Source organism: Methylocaldum marinum, assembly GCF_003584645.1.
Taxonomy (GTDB): Bacteria; Pseudomonadota; Gammaproteobacteria; order Methylococcales; family Methylococcaceae; genus Methylocaldum; species Methylocaldum marinum.
On record NZ_AP017928.1, the window covers coordinates 1,111,402 to 1,127,020 of the forward strand.

At 55.7% G+C, this 15,619-nt stretch carries 13 protein-coding genes and 4 tRNA genes; 4 read left to right on the top strand and 13 right to left on the bottom strand.

Features of this window, described 5'->3' with window-relative positions:
- Nucleotides 1-242: 242 nt before the first annotated feature.
- Nucleotides 243-422, top strand: coding sequence for a four-helix bundle copper-binding protein (locus sS8_RS28970; protein WP_232020709.1), 180 nt, complete (start codon nucleotides 243-245; stop codon nucleotides 420-422).
- Between the two features lie 380 nt (nucleotides 423-802).
- On the opposite strand, the gene sS8_RS04905 is transcribed toward sS8_RS28970, so the two are convergent.
- The 5 genes from sS8_RS04905 to fchA form a co-directional block, all read right to left on the bottom strand.
- Nucleotides 803-878 (bottom strand) — tRNA-Lys (locus sS8_RS04905).
- 27 nt (nucleotides 879-905) lie between these two features.
- Nucleotides 906-981 (bottom strand) — tRNA-His (locus tag sS8_RS04910).
- 20 nt (nucleotides 982-1,001) lie between these two features.
- A tRNA-Arg gene (locus sS8_RS04915) sits at nucleotides 1,002-1,078 on the bottom strand.
- Nucleotide 1,079: 1 nt separating this feature from the next.
- Nucleotides 1,080-1,156: transfer RNA gene (locus sS8_RS04920), tRNA-Pro, on the bottom strand.
- Nucleotides 1,157-1,280: 124 nt separating this feature from the next.
- Complete coding sequence (gene fchA, locus sS8_RS04925) at nucleotides 1,281-1,904, bottom strand: methenyltetrahydrofolate cyclohydrolase (RefSeq protein ID WP_119628673.1); 624 nt, start codon at nucleotides 1,902-1,904, stop codon at nucleotides 1,281-1,283.
- Nucleotides 1,905-2,068: 164 nt separating this feature from the next.
- Here fchA and sS8_RS04930 point away from each other — a divergent pair, with 164 nt between their 5' ends.
- Nucleotides 2,069-2,926, top strand: coding sequence for an NADP-dependent methylenetetrahydromethanopterin/methylenetetrahydrofolate dehydrogenase (locus sS8_RS04930; RefSeq protein ID WP_119628674.1), 858 nt, complete (start codon nucleotides 2,069-2,071; stop codon nucleotides 2,924-2,926).
- Nucleotides 2,927-2,986: 60 nt separating this feature from the next.
- Here the strand turns inward: sS8_RS04930 and sS8_RS04935 are convergent, their stop codons facing one another.
- Entirely contained in the window at nucleotides 2,987-3,727 is a 741-nt protein-coding gene (locus sS8_RS04935; protein WP_232020515.1) for a metallophosphoesterase, read from the bottom strand.
- Nucleotides 3,728-3,900: 173 nt separating this feature from the next.
- Between sS8_RS04935 and ispG the strand changes: the two genes are divergently transcribed.
- Entirely contained in the window at nucleotides 3,901-5,139 is a 1,239-nt protein-coding gene (gene ispG / locus sS8_RS04940) for a flavodoxin-dependent (E)-4-hydroxy-3-methylbut-2-enyl-diphosphate synthase (protein ID WP_119628675.1), read from the top strand.
- A gap of 30 nt (nucleotides 5,140-5,169) precedes the next feature.
- Here the strand turns inward: ispG and sS8_RS04945 are convergent, their stop codons facing one another.
- Together sS8_RS04945 and acnB are read right to left on the bottom strand one after the other, a co-directional pair.
- Nucleotides 5,170-5,994 (bottom strand): ferritin-like domain-containing protein, encoded by an 825-nt coding sequence (locus sS8_RS04945; RefSeq protein WP_119628676.1) that lies wholly within the window; start codon nucleotides 5,992-5,994, stop codon nucleotides 5,170-5,172.
- A gap of 78 nt (nucleotides 5,995-6,072) precedes the next feature.
- Nucleotides 6,073-8,649, bottom strand: a complete 2,577-nt coding sequence (gene acnB / locus sS8_RS04950) for a bifunctional aconitate hydratase 2/2-methylisocitrate dehydratase (RefSeq protein WP_119628677.1) — start codon at nucleotides 8,647-8,649, stop codon at nucleotides 6,073-6,075.
- A gap of 270 nt (nucleotides 8,650-8,919) precedes the next feature.
- Between acnB and sS8_RS04955 the strand changes: the two genes are divergently transcribed.
- Nucleotides 8,920-9,846, top strand: coding sequence for a histone deacetylase family protein (locus sS8_RS04955; RefSeq protein WP_119628678.1), 927 nt, complete (start codon nucleotides 8,920-8,922; stop codon nucleotides 9,844-9,846).
- Between the two features lie 47 nt (nucleotides 9,847-9,893).
- On the opposite strand, the gene sS8_RS04960 is transcribed toward sS8_RS04955, so the two are convergent.
- The 5 genes from sS8_RS04960 to sS8_RS28975 form a co-directional block, all read right to left on the bottom strand.
- Nucleotides 9,894-11,228, bottom strand: a complete 1,335-nt coding sequence (locus tag sS8_RS04960; protein ID WP_119628679.1) for a UDP-glucose dehydrogenase family protein — start codon at nucleotides 11,226-11,228, stop codon at nucleotides 9,894-9,896.
- Nucleotides 11,229-11,290: 62 nt separating this feature from the next.
- Nucleotides 11,291-12,475 (bottom strand): O-succinylhomoserine sulfhydrylase, encoded by a 1,185-nt coding sequence (locus tag sS8_RS04965; RefSeq protein ID WP_119628680.1) that lies wholly within the window; start codon nucleotides 12,473-12,475, stop codon nucleotides 11,291-11,293.
- A gap of 37 nt (nucleotides 12,476-12,512) precedes the next feature.
- A complete protein-coding gene (gene purF, locus sS8_RS04970; RefSeq protein WP_119628681.1) occupies nucleotides 12,513-14,021 on the bottom strand; it encodes an amidophosphoribosyltransferase in 1,509 nt (502 codons plus the stop codon).
- A gap of 25 nt (nucleotides 14,022-14,046) precedes the next feature.
- On the bottom strand, nucleotides 14,047-14,547 hold the full coding sequence (locus sS8_RS04975) for a CvpA family protein (protein ID WP_119628682.1): 501 nt from the start codon (nucleotides 14,545-14,547) through the stop codon (nucleotides 14,047-14,049).
- Nucleotides 14,548-14,627: 80 nt separating this feature from the next.
- Nucleotides 14,628-15,614 carry an SPOR domain-containing protein gene (locus sS8_RS28975; protein WP_170160958.1) on the bottom strand — a complete coding sequence of 329 codons (987 nt, stop codon included), beginning with the start codon at nucleotides 15,612-15,614 and terminating at the stop codon, nucleotides 14,628-14,630.
- Nucleotides 15,615-15,619: the final 5 nt, after the last annotated feature.

Sequence of the window (15,619 nt, forward strand, 5' to 3'; positions counted from 1 at the left end):
TCGGCATCATCCTATTTCGAACTACGTCTTGAATTTGAGATTTTCGAGGTGCCGACATGTTGACTCCAGATACATCTTCTACGGGTTCCATGCAATCGTGTATCCAGCAATGTTTGGATTGCCATGCCATCTGCCTGGAAACGGCAACCCACTGTCTGGAAAAAGGAGGGCCGCATGCGGAGGTCGATCATATTCGACTCCTCTTGGATTGCGCCGAGATTTGTCAGACCAGCGCAAATTTCATGCTTCGCGGATCGGATCTTCACACCTTAACCTGTGAAGTCTGCGCGGAAACTTGTGAGCAGTGCGGGGACAGTTGCGAGCAATTCGAAAATGACCCACAACTGCAGGCCTGCGCACAGGCCTGCCGGAGTTGCGCCGACGCCTGTCAGGCCATGGCCGAAGAAGCGGGGGTTGAATAAGGGATCTTAGAAAAAAGCGACTATAAAACCCGGCCTACAATAAAGAAAGCTGCACCGGGAAACAGCAAAGCTGGTCCCCACCAGGTGCCGGCCACCGTCGCGAGAACGCTGACTGCGAGTAGAACGGTCCCTACCGCCTGCAGTTTCCCGCCGAGTTTGCGTATCGGCGCGGTAATTTCATGCCCACCACAGTTGGGACACCCGTCAGCTTGATCGGAAATTTCTGCGTCGCAAATAGGACACTTGATGAGGGCCATCGCTGTAACTCCGCCACTGAAAGAGGTGAGATTAGCGGAGATCCGGTTTACCGACAACAGGTAACACCACGGATACGAACGTCCCGATCGCGTTAAGCGATCAGCAGCCGTTTCCGGGTTAAATGGTGGGCCATGTAGGGATCGAACCTACGACAAACGGATTAAGAGTCCGCTGCTCTACCAGCTGAGCTAATGGCCCTGTGCGGGATATCCGGATGAACCGGATTGGGGTGACCGATGGGGCTCGAACCCACGACAACCGGAATCACAATCCGGGGCTCTACCAACTGAGCTACGGCCACCGTTGAAAAACCACAAAAGATGGCGCGCTTGGCAGGACTCGAACCTGCGACCCTCGGCTTAGAAGGCCGATGCTCTATCCGGCTGAGCTACAAGCGCTTGGTCGGGGTAGAGGGATTCGAACCCCCGACATTCTGCTCCCAAAGCAGACGCGCTACCAGACTGCGCTATACCCCGGACGACCTTCTTTAACGAGAAGCCGTTCGGCTAACCATCAAGACTGTCAATAATACTCATGTCGCCACGGGCCGTCAATCCATAGTTTGGATGCCAAAGCGCTCAATGGGAACAAGAGCTTGCTTTACAGCTTGTCCTTTACTGATTGGAAGATTTCCTCGTTCAGAACATCCATTCCATTCAAAATTCCGTTCAGCTGGGCTAAACGCGACGAGACGAATTTCTCATCCTTGATCGAGCCGACGTTGACGTAAACGTTAAGAGCAGCACTTTTTAGCGCGGCGTGTCCGGCTACAACGGCAACGCCGGCATCACTGACGACGTTTCGATTTCCTTTCTCGGCTACGATCCTGCTCAACCGGATAACTTCGGCGCAGGCTTTCGCACACTCGATAGGAACATCCGTCGCCTCCTGCAATGCAGATTGTATTTGCTGGCTTCTAGCAGACTTTTGCTCGTCTGTTTCCTTGGGCAATCCATAGGCAGCCATGACTTTATTGAATACTTCGACGTCTGACCTCACCATATCCATTAGCTGCGCGCGCAAACTTTCCGATTTTGCCAGAATTTCTTTCATCTCCGGCTCGACGGACTCGTAGTTTTTCTTTCCTATGGTGAGATTACAAACCATGCTGACCAATGCAGCACCCATCGCACCCATGATGGCCGCTGCACTGCCGCCGCCCGGAGTTGCCGACTTGCTGGCCAGGTCGTCCAAAAAATGATGGATTGTTTTGTCTTTGATCATGCCGATTCACTCCATCAGCGTCATAGTGTAAAAAATGGCGGGAGAGTATAAAACACAAGGCATCGCGGGTTAAAATTTTGCGCTTTTCTGAAGCTCCGGTTCGGCAACGAATCCGATGATCCCGCCGGACCGATCAAGGTTACACGCCATTCCAAGGAAATAGAATGAAGAAGCTTTTGTTCCAGTTCGATACCGATTTTTACCCATCCGTGTTCGACACCGTTGTGGCCTATGATGGTGGCGCAGACCATGTGATCGGCCATGGCAGTCTGACACCGGAGAACGTTGGCGCGCTCGTGGACGGTACGATTTTCACGCGGGCTCCAAAGGACAAGAAGAACACGGCGATCTTCATCGGAGGCAGCGATTTGATTGCCGGACAGGAGCTTTTGAAAGCGGTGAAGAAAAAGTTTTTCGCTGGGTTCCGGGTGTCGGTGATGCTGGACAGCAACGGCAGCAACACCACCGCCGCCGCGGGTGTTGCCAAACTCGCCGCGAGTGGCGCGCTTTCCGGAAAAAGGGCCGTAGTCCTCGCCGGAACCGGGCCTGTCGGCCAGCGCGCTGCAGTCATGCTTGCCAAAGAAGGTGCTGAAGTGTCGATCACCTCACGTCAGATGGCTCGTGCCGAGAAAGCCTGCCAGGATATGAAGCTGCGATTCGGTGTAGAACTGACTCCTATGGAAGCTTATGGCAGCGACGCTCGCGGCAAAGCCATAGAACGAGCGCAAATCGTGTTCGCGGCCGGCGCTGCTGGCGTGGAACTGCTGGAAGCGGGGCACTGGCAGGAAAATCCATCGATCGAGCTCATGGCGGACGCCAACGCCACACCTCCGATCGGGATTGGCGGGACAGATATGATGGACCGGGGAGCGGATAGGAACGGAAAGATCGTTTGGGGAGCCATAGGCTTCGGCACTTTGAAATTAGCGCTGCACCGGGCCTGCGTCGCAAAATTATTCGAAAGCAACGATCAGATTCTGGATGCCGAAGAAATTTTCGCAATCGCGAAAACCATGGCCTAAGACGTTTTGCAGACTATCGAGGATGGCGGCCTATAGCACGGCGGCTTCCCTCCCGGGCGCCTAAATTTCGAGGATTTTTCCGGGATCGAATTCGCCTACGAGTTGACTCGGAAAATAGCCTCGGGGATTACAAAGAATTCGAGTGCCGGAACAGCGATAGTCCGAAACAGCATGGGTATGGCCATGAAACCAAGCAGCGACCTCGAAGCTATGCAGGACTTCTCTTAAATCGTTGCAGTAGGCATGGCGTTTAATCTGGCTCGGGCTATCCGGCCAACTCCAAGGCGTCGGAGCGTGGTGGGTAACAACAACGGTTTTCCCGGAGAACGGTTTCACAAGCTCGGAAAAAAGCCAATTTCGGGATTTCCTGTGCAGCAGGCGATAGCTCTTTGCATTCAGGAACTCCGTACGATAGCTAATTTTCCGGAAATCATTGACGATGGAAACCAGTTCCTCCAGGTGCTCATTTTCGTCGCCCCCGAGGTCGCTCCAGAGAGAACACCCCAGAAATCTCACCCCGTCATGCACCCAGGCACGTTGCTCCAGGAACTGCACATTGCTTCCACTGGCAGCGTTCGCTAGCTTCGAGATGCTGGAGAGATACTCCTGACCGTAGAACTCGTGGTTGCCCGCTACGTATATCACGGGCTTGGCAAACGATTTAAGCCACTGCAAGCCTTGGAGGCCCACACCGATGTCACCGGCTGCTACGATTATGTCCGCATCCGTGGTTCTGATTTCCAATGGCCCGAATTCTAGATGTATGTCCGAAAAATATTGAATGCGCACAGCTTGTTTCAATCCCAGGCCGAACTTTCCTTGGTGGGCTTACCAATCCGGCAAATCTATTAAGGTTCCATAATTATAACTTGACACCCAACTAAAGAACTCGGAAATTATCCAGCTTACGATAAGCTTGAGCCGTGTCGCTGCTAAAATAGCGCGCTGCATAGTATCCCAGTAGGTTTTTAAGCATGATGAATAGAAGAGATTCGGTCGGTGTAAAAGTCGGTGAAATCCAAATCGGCGGCAATGCCCCGGTTATCGTACAATCCATGACCAATACCGATACGGCAGATGTGGAGGGTACCGTCAGACAGGTGATGGATCTGGCCAAAGCCGGTTCCGAACTGGTCCGCATTACCGTAAACAACGAAGAATCCGCACAGGCCATACCTCGGATACGCGAAGAATTGGACAAGAAGGGCTGCTCGGCTCCTCTCATCGGCGATTTTCACTTCAACGGCCACAAGCTGTTGGACAAATATCCCGATTGCGCTGAAGCTCTGGCGAAATATCGTATCAATCCCGGCAATGTGGGGCGCGGCTCCAAGCGTGATCCGCAATTCGCTCAGATGATCGAATTCGCCTGTCGCTATGAGAAACCGGTGCGGATCGGAGTCAACTGGGGGAGCCTCGATCAATCCGTACTGGCCCGCCTGCTGGATGAAAATGCTCGGCTGAGCGAGCCGAAACCGCTCTCCGATGTGATGCGCGAGGCGGTCATTACGTCGGCTTTGGAGAGCGCCGAACGAGCTGTGTTGCTGGGTTTGCCCAAGAACCGTATCGTGCTATCGTGCAAGATGAGCGGCGTTCAGGAGCTGATCGCGGTTTATCGAGCGCTGGCCGAACGGTGCGATTACGCCCTACACTTGGGGCTCACCGAAGCCGGCATGGGATCCAAAGGCATTGTCGCGTCCACCGCGGCCTTGGCGGTCCTGCTGCAGCAAGGCATCGGCGATACGATTCGTATCTCCCTAACCCCCGAGCCCGGCGCCGACCGCACTCACGAAGTCATCGTTGCCCAGGAGATTCTTCAAACCATGGGCATCCGCTCATTCACGCCCATGGTGATCTCCTGCCCAGGCTGCGGCCGCACGACCAGTGATTACTTCCAGAAGCTGGCTCAGCAGATTCAAAGCCATCTTCGCCATAAAATGCCGGAATGGCGCAAGAAATATTCGGGTGTCGAGGATATGCACGTGGCGGTCATGGGCTGCGTGGTCAACGGCCCCGGCGAGAGCAAGAATGCCAATATCGGGATCAGCCTGCCGGGAACCGGCGAACAGCCGGTCGCTCCGGTATTCGAAGATGGCGTAAAGACCGTAACGCTCAAGGGAGATCATATCGCCGAGGAGTTCCAGGAACTGGTCGAACGTTATGTCATTTCCCACTACGGCTCGAACCCGGGAAATCTGGCGGCCGCCGAATAAGAAATGGAAAGCGCCCTGGTCCGCGGCTGTTCAATCGAAACGCCCCGGGCTTTGGCTGGACATCACCTCCAGGCGCTCCAGTTCGAGATCGCTGAATCCCGCTGCTCGGCGCAGTTCGGAATTGAACGGCCCCCGCACGGTGCCCCGAAGATAGTGTTCGATAAGGTGGAAATATTCCGCTACGGGCTCGACTCCCTGTTCGGCGCAAAGGTGTCGGAACCAACGGGTACCTCGCGCCACATGACCTACCTCGTCTCTCAGGATGATCCTGAGAATGTCCGCTGTGGTCTCATCCCCCAAGACATCGAGTTTGGCAATCATGGCCGGGGTGACGTCCAGCCCCCTTGCCTCCATCACCCGCGGGACCAGCGCCAAGCGCGCCTTAACGTCGTGGGACGTCTCCTCGGCCAACTCCCACAATCCTCTATGCGCCGGGAGTTGACCGTAGTCGCTGCCAAAATCCTTTAATCGTCCGCGTACAAGAGAAAAATGGAAAGCCTCTTCGATCGCGACTTCCAGCCAGTCGTCATAAAACGCACGCGGCATTCCGCGAAACCGATAAACCATGTCCCAGGCTAACTGAATCGCAGTGAACTCGATGTGGGCAACGGCATGAAGAAATGCGATTTTGCCATGGACGGTCGTCAACTTCCGCCGCGGCAAATACCTGGGATCCACCAATTTCGGATGCTCCGGAAAGCGAACTCCCGAAGCCGGCTTGGCGGGAGGTCGATCGTCCAGATCGAATCCACCTTCCCGGAATAGCTGCGCCGCCAGCTCGGTGGCTTTTAGTTTGCCTTCGATGGATGGCGCGTATAGGCACGTTTCCGCAATTTCAAACAGATTGGTCGGCATGAATTTCGTTACCAATGCGGAAGAGCCGCGTACCGCATCAATAAAGGTGCGGTACGCGCTGCTTTCCGGTTCTCCTCTTCAAGCCGTTGCATCTAGCACAAGCTGTTCGGCCTTTTTTGCAAAGTCGGGAATCTGATCAAAATTCAGATAGCGATAGGTCTCAACTGCGTCCTTTTCCAATGCTTGCATGAAAGACATGTATTCTTCGTGGGATGGAATGCGCCCCAAACTCGAACATACGGCGGCCAGCTCCGCCGAGGCCAGAAAAACATTGGCGCCGGCACCCATGCGATTGGGGAAATTACGCGTTGAGGTCGACACCACCGTAGCCTGGTCCGCCACCCGCGCCTGATTTCCCATACACAAAGAACACCCTGGCATCTCGGTACGCGCACCGGCTTTACCGTAAATGCCGTAATAGCCTTCCTCGATTAATTCCGATTGATCCATGCGCGTCGGCGGAGCGATCCATAGACGTCCTAAAACCTGAGTTCCGAAGTGCTCCAGGATTTTACCGGCTGCCCGGAAATGACCGATATTAGTCATGCATGAACCAAGGAAAACTTCGTCGATGTGGGTTCCCGCAACGGCTGACAGCGGCTTGACGTCATCCGGATCGTTGGGACAACACAAGAGTGGTTGCTTGATCTCGTTTAGATCGATCTCGATGACTTCGTGATATTCGGCATCGGGATCCGGCTCCAGGAGCACGGGGTTAGCCAGCCAGGTCTCCATGGCCTCGATTCGGCGGGTAAGCGTGCGGACGTCGCCATAGCCCTGGTCGATCATCCACTTGAGCAAAACGATGTTGGACCGCAAATATTCCTCGATTGGTTCCTTATTCAATCGCACGGTACACGCGGCGGCCGACCGCTCGGCGGACGCATCCGCCAGTTCGAAGGCTTGCTCGATTTTTAGATTCGGCAGTCCTTCGATTTCCAGAATGCGTCCCGAGAAAACGTTCTTCTTGCCTTTCTTCTCGAGTGTCAAAAGCCCCCGCTGCATTGCTGCATAAGGAATGACATGCACCAGATCCCTTAATGTGATACCCGGCTGCAATTCTCCCCTGAACCGAACCAGGACCGACTCCGGCATGTCCAAGGGCATCACGCCGGTGGCCGCGGCGAAAGCGACCAGCCCGGAACCCGCCGGAAACGATATGCCAATGGGAAACCTGGTGTGGGAATCGCCGCCGGTCCCCACGGTGTCCGGTATCAGCATGCGGTTGAGCCATGAATGGATGATGCCGTCGCCGGGCCGGAGCGAAACGCCGCCACGATTAATGATGAAGTCCGGCAGCGTGTGATGCACGTTGATATCCACGGGTTTGGGATAAGCCGCGGTATGACAGAACGACTGCAAAACCAGGTCCGCTGAAAATCCCAGGCAAGCCAAATCCTTGAGCTCGTCGCGGGTCATCGGACCAGTGGTATCCTGGGATCCTACCGTTGTCATGTGGGGTTCGCAGTATGTGCCGGGGCGTACACCCGCAACGCCGCAGGCTTTTCCGACCATTTTTTGCGCGAGGGTATACCCTTTGCCGCTATCGATTCCGGATCGCGGGCGACGGAATACCGGCGAGGGGCCGAGCCCCAGCGCCCTGCGGGCACGATCGGTAAGGCCGCGTCCGATGATCAGCGAGATCCTCCCTCCGGCTTGCACCTCGTCCAGCAGAATATCGTTCTTCAAGGAGAACGTAGAGAGCGGTTCGCCGCTCTCGTGGCGTTTGATCGCACCTTCATAGGGATAAACGTCGATGACGTCGCCGGTTTTTAGATTCGTTACATCGCATTCGATCGGCAACGCACCGGAATCTTCCATGGTGTTGAAAAAGATGGGGGCGATCTTGCCTCCGATGCACATGCCGCCGGCGCGCTTGTTCGGGACGCAAGGGATGTCTTCGCCGATATACCACAACACCGAGTTGGTTGCGGATTTCCGGGACGATCCGGTACCCACGACATCGCCCACGAAAGCGACCGGCCAGCCTTTTTTCTTGAGTTCCGTGATCTGCGCCTCGGCATCGGTAACGCCTTCGCGCGGAACCTTCAACATGGCCTTGGCATGCAGCGGAATATCGGGACGCGACCAGGCATCCTGGGCAGGCGAAAGGTCGTCGGTATTGATTTCCCCGGGCACTTTGAATACGGTCACGGTAATGACTTCGGGTACCTTCGGCCGACTGGTAAACCACTCGGCTTCGGCCCAAGCGCACATGACCACGCGGGCATTTTCGTTGCCGGCCTCGGCCTTTTCGCAGACATCGTGAAACGCATCGAACATCAGCAAGGTGTGGGACAAGCCCTTGGCGGCCAGAGGTCCCAACACCGTATCATCCAGAAGCCCGATCAACGGAGCGACATTGTATCCACCCAGCATGGTGCCGAGCAGTTCAGTCGCCCGGCGCGAGTCGAGTATTGGCGAGACGGTCTCGCCCTTCGCGACAGCCGCCAAAAACCCGGCCTTGACATAGGCCGCTTCATCCACTCCCGCCGGCACCCGGTTGGTCAGCAGGTCGAGCAGGAACTCTTCCTGGCCTCCAGGTGGATTTTTTATGTGCGCTATCAGCGCGGTCGTCATTTCCGCGCTCAGAGGTTTCGGCACCAGCCCTTGTGCCGCTCGCTCGGCAACGTGTCTGCGATATTCTTCCAGCATGATTTCCCCTAAAGTTTGCTACGCTGCTCGAATCGGGCCAGAAGCACGATTCGAAACCGATTGGTTGTCGTCTGAAAAACCGTCGCTTGTCGTTCTCGGGATGGATTCACCCAACATCGGTCCCAATACCGAGACTCATGAACCATAAAGCGGTGCCGGTTCAATTCCAACGCCTATACTCGGGTATTATATGAGCCACTCCTATGTTTATCACGCGGGATGCTCATAATTCCCGGAAACCGCCGTTGACCCGTCAGCATGGATAGAATCATGACCACGATCTACTTCAGTCATCCGAGTTTCTTGGACCATGATACCGGCCTCGGCCATCCGGAAAGTGCGGAACGCTTGCGGTCGATCGAACGCGCGCTGGCGCGACCCGATTTCGCAGACCTCGACCGGCGGGAGGCGCCGTACGGAACACGTGAACAGGTTTGCCTGATACACACCGCACGATATATCGAGTATGTATTGGGTGCGGTACCCAAACTGGGTTTTGCTTATCTCGATGGCGATACCGTCATCTCGCCCGGGTCCGGCGAAGCGGCGTTGCGCGCCGTCGGCGCTGCATGTGCCGCCGTGAATGCCGTTTTTACAGAAGAAGCGGTAAACGCCTTTTGCGCTGTCCGGCCGCCGGGACATCATGCCGAACCGGATACCGCCATGGGCTTTTGCCTGTTCAACAATATCGCCATTGCCGCTGAATATGCACGCAAGCACCAAAGGATTAAACGAGTTGCCATCGTGGATTTCGACGTACACCACGGAAACGGCACACAACGGGCGTTCGAGGCGAACGAGGATGTCTTGTACGCATCCACTCATCAATTCCCATGGTATCCCGGTACCGGTCGCTCATCCGAAACCGGAGTCGGCAACATAATCAACGCGCCCCTTCCGGCCGGAAGCGGATCCAAGGAATTTCGAGCGGCTTTGTCGGAGCGGATTCTGCCCGCTGTCGACCGTTTTTCACCTGAACTGATCTTGATTTCCGCCGGCTTCGACGCCCACCGGGACGACCCTCTGGCCAACCTGAACCTGGTCGAGGATGATTATGCCTGGGTAACCTCGGAACTCACGGCATTGGCTCGAAAACACGCTGCTCGCAGGCTCGTATCCCTCTTGGAGGGCGGTTACGACTTAGGGGCTTTGGCGAAAAGCGTAGCCGCGCACTTACGTGCGCTGATGGAGAGCTGACGGTGAAAGCCGGGGTGCGCCCACACAAGCGCACCCCGCTATTCGAATTAGGCTGAGGATGCGCCCCGCCCGATGCCGAAATAATCGAATCCAAGCGCTTTCATCCTCGCCGGATCGTACAGATTCCGGCCGTCGAAAATCACCGGACTCGAAAGCTCCGCCTTGATCACATCGAAATCGGGGCTGCGGAACACATTCCACTCGGTGACGATAATCAGTCCGTCAGCCCCTTTAAGCGTAGCTTCGGGACTGTCGCTAAGTGCCAGGTCGGACCGGTTTCCGAACAAGCGGCTGGCTTCATGTGCCGCAACCGGGTCAAACGCCTGTACCTTTGCTCCCGCCTCCCAAAGAGCTTCGATGATTACCCGGCTTGAAGCCTCGCGCATGTCATCGGTGTTCGGCTTGAATGCGAGTCCCCATAAGGCTAACGTCTTTCCCTTTAGATCACCCTTAAAATAGTCGTTAACCTTTTCGAACAGTCTCAGTTTCTGTCGGTCGTTTACATCTTCGACCGCCTGAAGCAGTTGGGCCTGGTATCCGACGTCGCGTGCGGTGCGTTCGAGCGCTTTTACGTCCTTCGGAAAACAGGATCCGCCGTACCCGCAACCGGGATATATGAAGTGGTATCCGATTCTGGGATCGGAACCGATGCCGACCCTCACTTGTTCGATATCTGCCCCCAGGCATTCGGCCAGGTTCGCCAATTCGTTCATGAAGCTGATCTTCGTCGCCAGCATGGCATTGGCCGCGTACTTGGTCAGCTCAGCCGAGCGTATATCCATGCAGACCAGCCGGTCATGATTGCGGTTGAATGGTGCATACAAGGCTCTCAAGAGTTCCGTAGTGCGGGGGTTATCGGCACCTACGACGATACGATCCGGTTTCATGAAATCCTCGATGGCCGCCCCCTCTTTCAGGAATTCGGGATTCGAAACCACATCGAACTCGCAGGGTTTCTGCCGGTCATTGAGCACTGTGTTTATCGCCTGACGCACTTTATCCGCTGTACCGACCGGCACGGTGGATTTGTTGACCACGATGCGGTACTCCTCCATGCGTTCGCCGATGCTGCGCGCCACTGCCAGCACATATTGAAGATCCGCCGATCCGTCTTCATCCGGAGGAGTGCCAACGGCGATGAACTGAAATAGTCCGTGCCGAACCGCAAAGTCCACATCGGTAGTGAAGTGCAGACGCTTGGCCGCCATGTTGCGTTCGATGATGCTGTCCAGACCCGGCTCGTAAATGGGTACTTCCCCCTGATTGAGGCGGGCAATCTTGCCTTCGTCGATATCTACGCAAACGACCTCGTTGCCTACCTCGGCCAAGCAGGCGCCGGTCACGAGACCTACATAACCCGAACCAAAGACGGTGACTTTCATGACTATTCCTTCTTGTTAAGAAATGAAATTCTGTATGGGTGTCGAAAATTGCCCGTCAGGCTTTACGCGAAGGCGCGAAGCAAATCTCGCCGGATGTCTTCGACATCTTCCAAACCAACGGCGATACGTACCAAACCCTCGCTGATACCTGCCGCAGCGCGTTCGCTCTCGCTGAGCCTGCCATGGGTCGTGGTTGCGGGATGGGTAATGGTCGTTTTCACGTCGCCTAAATTAGCGGTGATTGAGAGCAGGCGAGTCGAATCGATAAGCTTCCAGGCGCCGTCGCGGCCCCCTTCAACCTCAAAACTCACGATCCCACCCCCCGCGGCTTGTTGGCGCACGGCCAGATCGTGCTGGGGATGGGAAGGCAGTCCCGGATAATAGACTCGCTTCACCCAAGGCTGGGATTCCAGCCATTCGGCAAGACTCAGAGCGTTCTCACTGTGAGCGCGCATCCGCATCGACAGGGTTTCGAGGCCCTTGAGAAACACCCAGGCATTGAACGGACTCATGGACGGGCCACCAGTTCTCAGAAAAGGATAAATTTCCTTATCCAACAGCTCCTGGCGGCCGACGATGGCGCCCCCGACGCACCTCCCCTGCCCGTCCAGATACTTGGTTGCCGAGTGAATGACAATATCCGCTCCCAGGTCCAAAGGCTTTTGGAGAGCCGGCGTGCAGAAGCAATTGTCGACTACCAGAAGACTTCCATTTTCTCCGGCCATCGTGGAAATGCGATGAATATCCGCAATTTCGGTGAGAGGATTGGACGGCGTTTCGAGGAAAAGGAAACGTGTTTCGGGTCGGATAGCCGATTCCCATGCTTCATAATCGGACATATCCACGAAAGTGGTCGTGACACCGAATTTGGCTAAATAATTCTGGAATAGTAAAACGGTGTTGCCGAATACGCTCCGAGAGCAAACGACATGGTCCCCGGCTTTCAGCAATCCGAAAGCCGTGGTAGCGATAGCGGCCATTCCCGATGCGACCGCGATGCAGCGTTCTCCGTTTTCCATGGCGGCGAGCCTGTCTTCGAAAGCGCGCACTGTGGGATTGGTGAAGCGCGAGTAGATATTGCCCGGAACTTTTCCGGAGAACCTTGCGGCGGCATCTGCGGCGCTGTCGAACACATAGCTGGAAGTCGCAAAAATAGGATCGGAATGTTCCAGTTCGGGCGTTCGCCGCTGTCCTGCCCGAATCGCTTGAGTCTCGATGGCATACTGCTGCCATTCCCAATCGGTCATTTCATCTACCTCGCAAGAAGAATCCTCTAAACCCAAACTAACCCGCGTTGTGTAAGTCGATGATCGAACCTTCGACCATGCGTCTGGCCTTGGATTGATCATTCCGATGCTTGCTGAGACGATCGAGGTAGTCCTGATTGATGTCGCCGGTGACGTAATCGTTATTGAAGCAAGACGTGTCAAACCGCCCGATGGAGGGATTGCCTTTCTGTACTGCTTCGATCAAATCGATCAAATCCTGGTAAATCAACCAATCGGCGCCGAGTTCTTCCTGCACGTCCTGCTCGCTGCGCCCATGGGCGATCAATTCATGGGCGGCAGGCATGTCGATGCCATAGACATTAGGATAGCGTACCGGTGGAGATGCGGAAGCGAAATAGACGTTTCGCGCCCCGGCGTCCCGCGCCATTTGAATGATTTGCGTCGATGTCGTACCTCGGACGATGGAATCGTCGACCAGCAAAACGTTCTTGTCCTTGAACTCCAGGTCGATGGCATTCAGCTTCTGTCTGACGGATTTCTTGCGAAGCTGCTGGCCCGGCATGATGAAGGTGCGCCCGATGTAGCGATTCTTGATGAACCCTTCCCGGTATTTCACCCCTAGCCCGTTCGCGAGCTGCAACGCGGCCGTCCTGCTCGTATCGGGGATGGGAATCACCACATCGATATCGTGGTCGGGGCGCAGCCGGAGAATCTTTTCAGCGAGTTTATCACCCATGCGCAGCCGGGCTTTATAAACGGAGATGTTGTCGATGATCGAGTCGGGGCGCGCGAAATAAACGAACTCGAAGATGCACGGTGAATAGAGCACCTTCTCCGCGCATTGGCGTCTATGTAGCCTGCCGTTCTTCTCGATGATCACGGCTTCGCCCGGTTGCACATCCCGGATCAGCTTGAATCCCAAAACGTCCAGAGCGACGCTCTCCGAGGCGATCATGTAATCGGTACCGTGGGCGGTCTTGCGCTCGCCGAACACTAGGGGACGAATGCCGTAAGGGTCCCGGAACCCGATGATGCCGAAGCCGGTGATCATGGCCACGACCGAGTAAGCGCCTCGGCAGCGCTGGTGTACGGCTGCAACGGCACGGAACACGTCCTCGGCGCCGACGCGAAGCTTTCGGAGCTCCTGAAGTTCGTGGGCGAAGACGTTGAGGAGAACCTCGGAGTCCGAATCGGTATTGATATGCCGCTGATCCTGGGCGAACAGCGCCTCCTTCAGCTCCTCCGCATTGGTCAGATTGCCGTTGTGGGCCAAACTGATCCCGTACGGAGAATTGACATAAAACGGCTGGGCCTCGGCCGTATTAGTGCAGCCCGCGGTGGGATAGCGGACGTGGGAGATGCCCATTTTCCCCCTGAGATTCAACATGTGCCGGGTATGGAACACGTCCCGAACCAAACCACTGTCCTTGCGCAAATTAAAACGATCATTTTCGCAGGTGACGATACCCGCGGCATCCTGTCCCCGATGCTGCAATACGGTCAGAGCCTCATAGAGTTCCTGATTGACTTCGTCACTGGAAACGATGCCGGCAATACCACACATAGATCAACTCACCTGAAATAAAATATCATCGAAATCTGACATAGCTGCCAAAGTCCGATGGAAGTTGGTCGCGAAGCCACAAAGCCAAAGACTGAAATGGCGGAATCAGAGTGGACTGCTTCCACCAGGGATCTGCGGGAAGGGGCGTTATTCCGGCGAGAAGAACCAGCACCGAAACGACAACGATCCCGCGCCCGATTCCGAACACCATTCCTGCAAGACGGTCGGTACCGGTTAGTCCGGTACTGTGGACCAGCTTATGCAACACAAATGCCACGAGGCTGGCCAGGATCAAACTGGCAAAAAAGAGCACACCAAACGACGCCGCCATCCGGGCAGAAGGTAGCGGAACCAGCGTTTCCAGGTAAACCGAAAAATCACGGCTGAATCGTAAACCAATCCAGACCGCCGCGATCCATGCGCAAAGGGAAAACACTTCCCGCATCAGGCCGCGCAGCAACCCGATAAGGGCCGATAAACCGATGATTCCGGCAATACAGTAGTCGATCCAAATCAGATTAGACATGTCCGTACCGATGTCGATGATGGAACTCCAGGGCTGATGAGCAACTCAATCGGAAAGCCGATATTCCGGTATCCCGCTGTTCAGGGATGCGGCACTACGATACCCTTGACACCGACACTGTCTTCAATCCGCTTCTGTACCTGCTCTGCCCGTGTCCGGTTCAACTCGGGACCGACGTGCACACGATAGATCGAATTTCCGGCGTTGGTAACGACCTCCACGAACGCGGGAAAGTTCGATTTTCGCAGTTTTTCCGCGAGAGAACGCGCGTTCCCCTCGGTAGTGAAGCTACCGGCTTGCACAACCCACACCGCCATATCATCGGGTGTCTCCACGGGTGCTTTTGCGACCGGAAGACCGGGTGAGCCACCGGTCGGCGTAGACTTCGATGAATTTTCAGCCGTTTTAGAAACCGATTCGGGCGATACCGCCTTCTGATTGGCAGAAGCAGACTTTGCCGTCTGGGATTTTCGCGAGGTAACCTGCGGCGAGACCGATTTCCCGGAACCTGACGCTTTTGCGGATTTCGGTTTCTCCGGTTCTTTTTCCGTGGCCTTCGCGCCTACCGATTTTGGCTTAGTCTTAGACGGTGCAACCGGCGCCTCGGTCGAGATCGAATCGATTCCGTCTTTCACCGGCTCCGGGCCACTAGCCACCGCGGCTCCGTCTAAACCGCCGGAAGCTCGGCTTTGCGCCTCACCAACAGCCTGGGGAGCCGCCTCGGGATCGAGATCCTCTCCGAAATCCGGCCCATTTTCCCGGTCTTCGTCAAGATTGCCGGGAGGCATGCCGTCGTTTTCCACGGCAGCGGAATCGCCATCGGTCAATGGAATTATTCGATAACCCGTATAAGCTTTCTCGCCCCCTTCCGACGGTGCGGCATCGGCTGCCGATTTAGGCAGATCGATGGCTCTTGCATCGAGTTCCTTGGGAAGCTCAGGGATATCTCCGGCACCAACCGTGCCTTGACCGTCCTGTTCCTCCTCGAACAGCATGGGCACAAAAATTACAACCAGGGATACGATGATGATGGCGCCGACCAGACGCTGCTTCAGTTGCTGATCCATGTATA

Bases quoted from the DNA above. Each gene is read 5' to 3' on its own strand.
- sS8_RS28970 (WP_232020709.1), top strand. From the start codon at position 243: ATGCTTCGCGGATCGGATCTTCACACCTTAACCTGTGAAGTCTGCGCG.
- fchA (WP_119628673.1), bottom strand. From the start codon at position 1,904: ATGATCAAAGACAAAACAATCCATCATTTTTTGGACGACCTGGCCAGC.
- sS8_RS04930 (WP_119628674.1), top strand. From the start codon at position 2,069: ATGAAGAAGCTTTTGTTCCAGTTCGATACCGATTTTTACCCATCCGTG.
- ispG (WP_119628675.1), top strand. From the start codon at position 3,901: ATGATGAATAGAAGAGATTCGGTCGGTGTAAAAGTCGGTGAAATCCAA.
- sS8_RS04945 (WP_119628676.1), bottom strand. From the start codon at position 5,994: ATGCCGACCAATCTGTTTGAAATTGCGGAAACGTGCCTATACGCGCCA.
- acnB (WP_119628677.1), bottom strand. From the start codon at position 8,649: ATGCTGGAAGAATATCGCAGACACGTTGCCGAGCGAGCGGCACAAGGG.
- sS8_RS04955 (WP_119628678.1), top strand. From the start codon at position 8,920: ATGACCACGATCTACTTCAGTCATCCGAGTTTCTTGGACCATGATACC.
- sS8_RS04960 (WP_119628679.1), bottom strand. From the start codon at position 11,228: ATGAAAGTCACCGTCTTTGGTTCGGGTTATGTAGGTCTCGTGACCGGC.
- sS8_RS04965 (WP_119628680.1), bottom strand. From the start codon at position 12,475: ATGACCGATTGGGAATGGCAGCAGTATGCCATCGAGACTCAAGCGATT.
- purF (WP_119628681.1), bottom strand. From the start codon at position 14,021: ATGTGTGGTATTGCCGGCATCGTTTCCAGTGACGAAGTCAATCAGGAA.
- sS8_RS04975 (WP_119628682.1), bottom strand. From the start codon at position 14,547: ATGTCTAATCTGATTTGGATCGACTACTGTATTGCCGGAATCATCGGT.
- sS8_RS28975 (WP_170160958.1), bottom strand. From the start codon at position 15,614: ATGGATCAGCAACTGAAGCAGCGTCTGGTCGGCGCCATCATCATCGTA.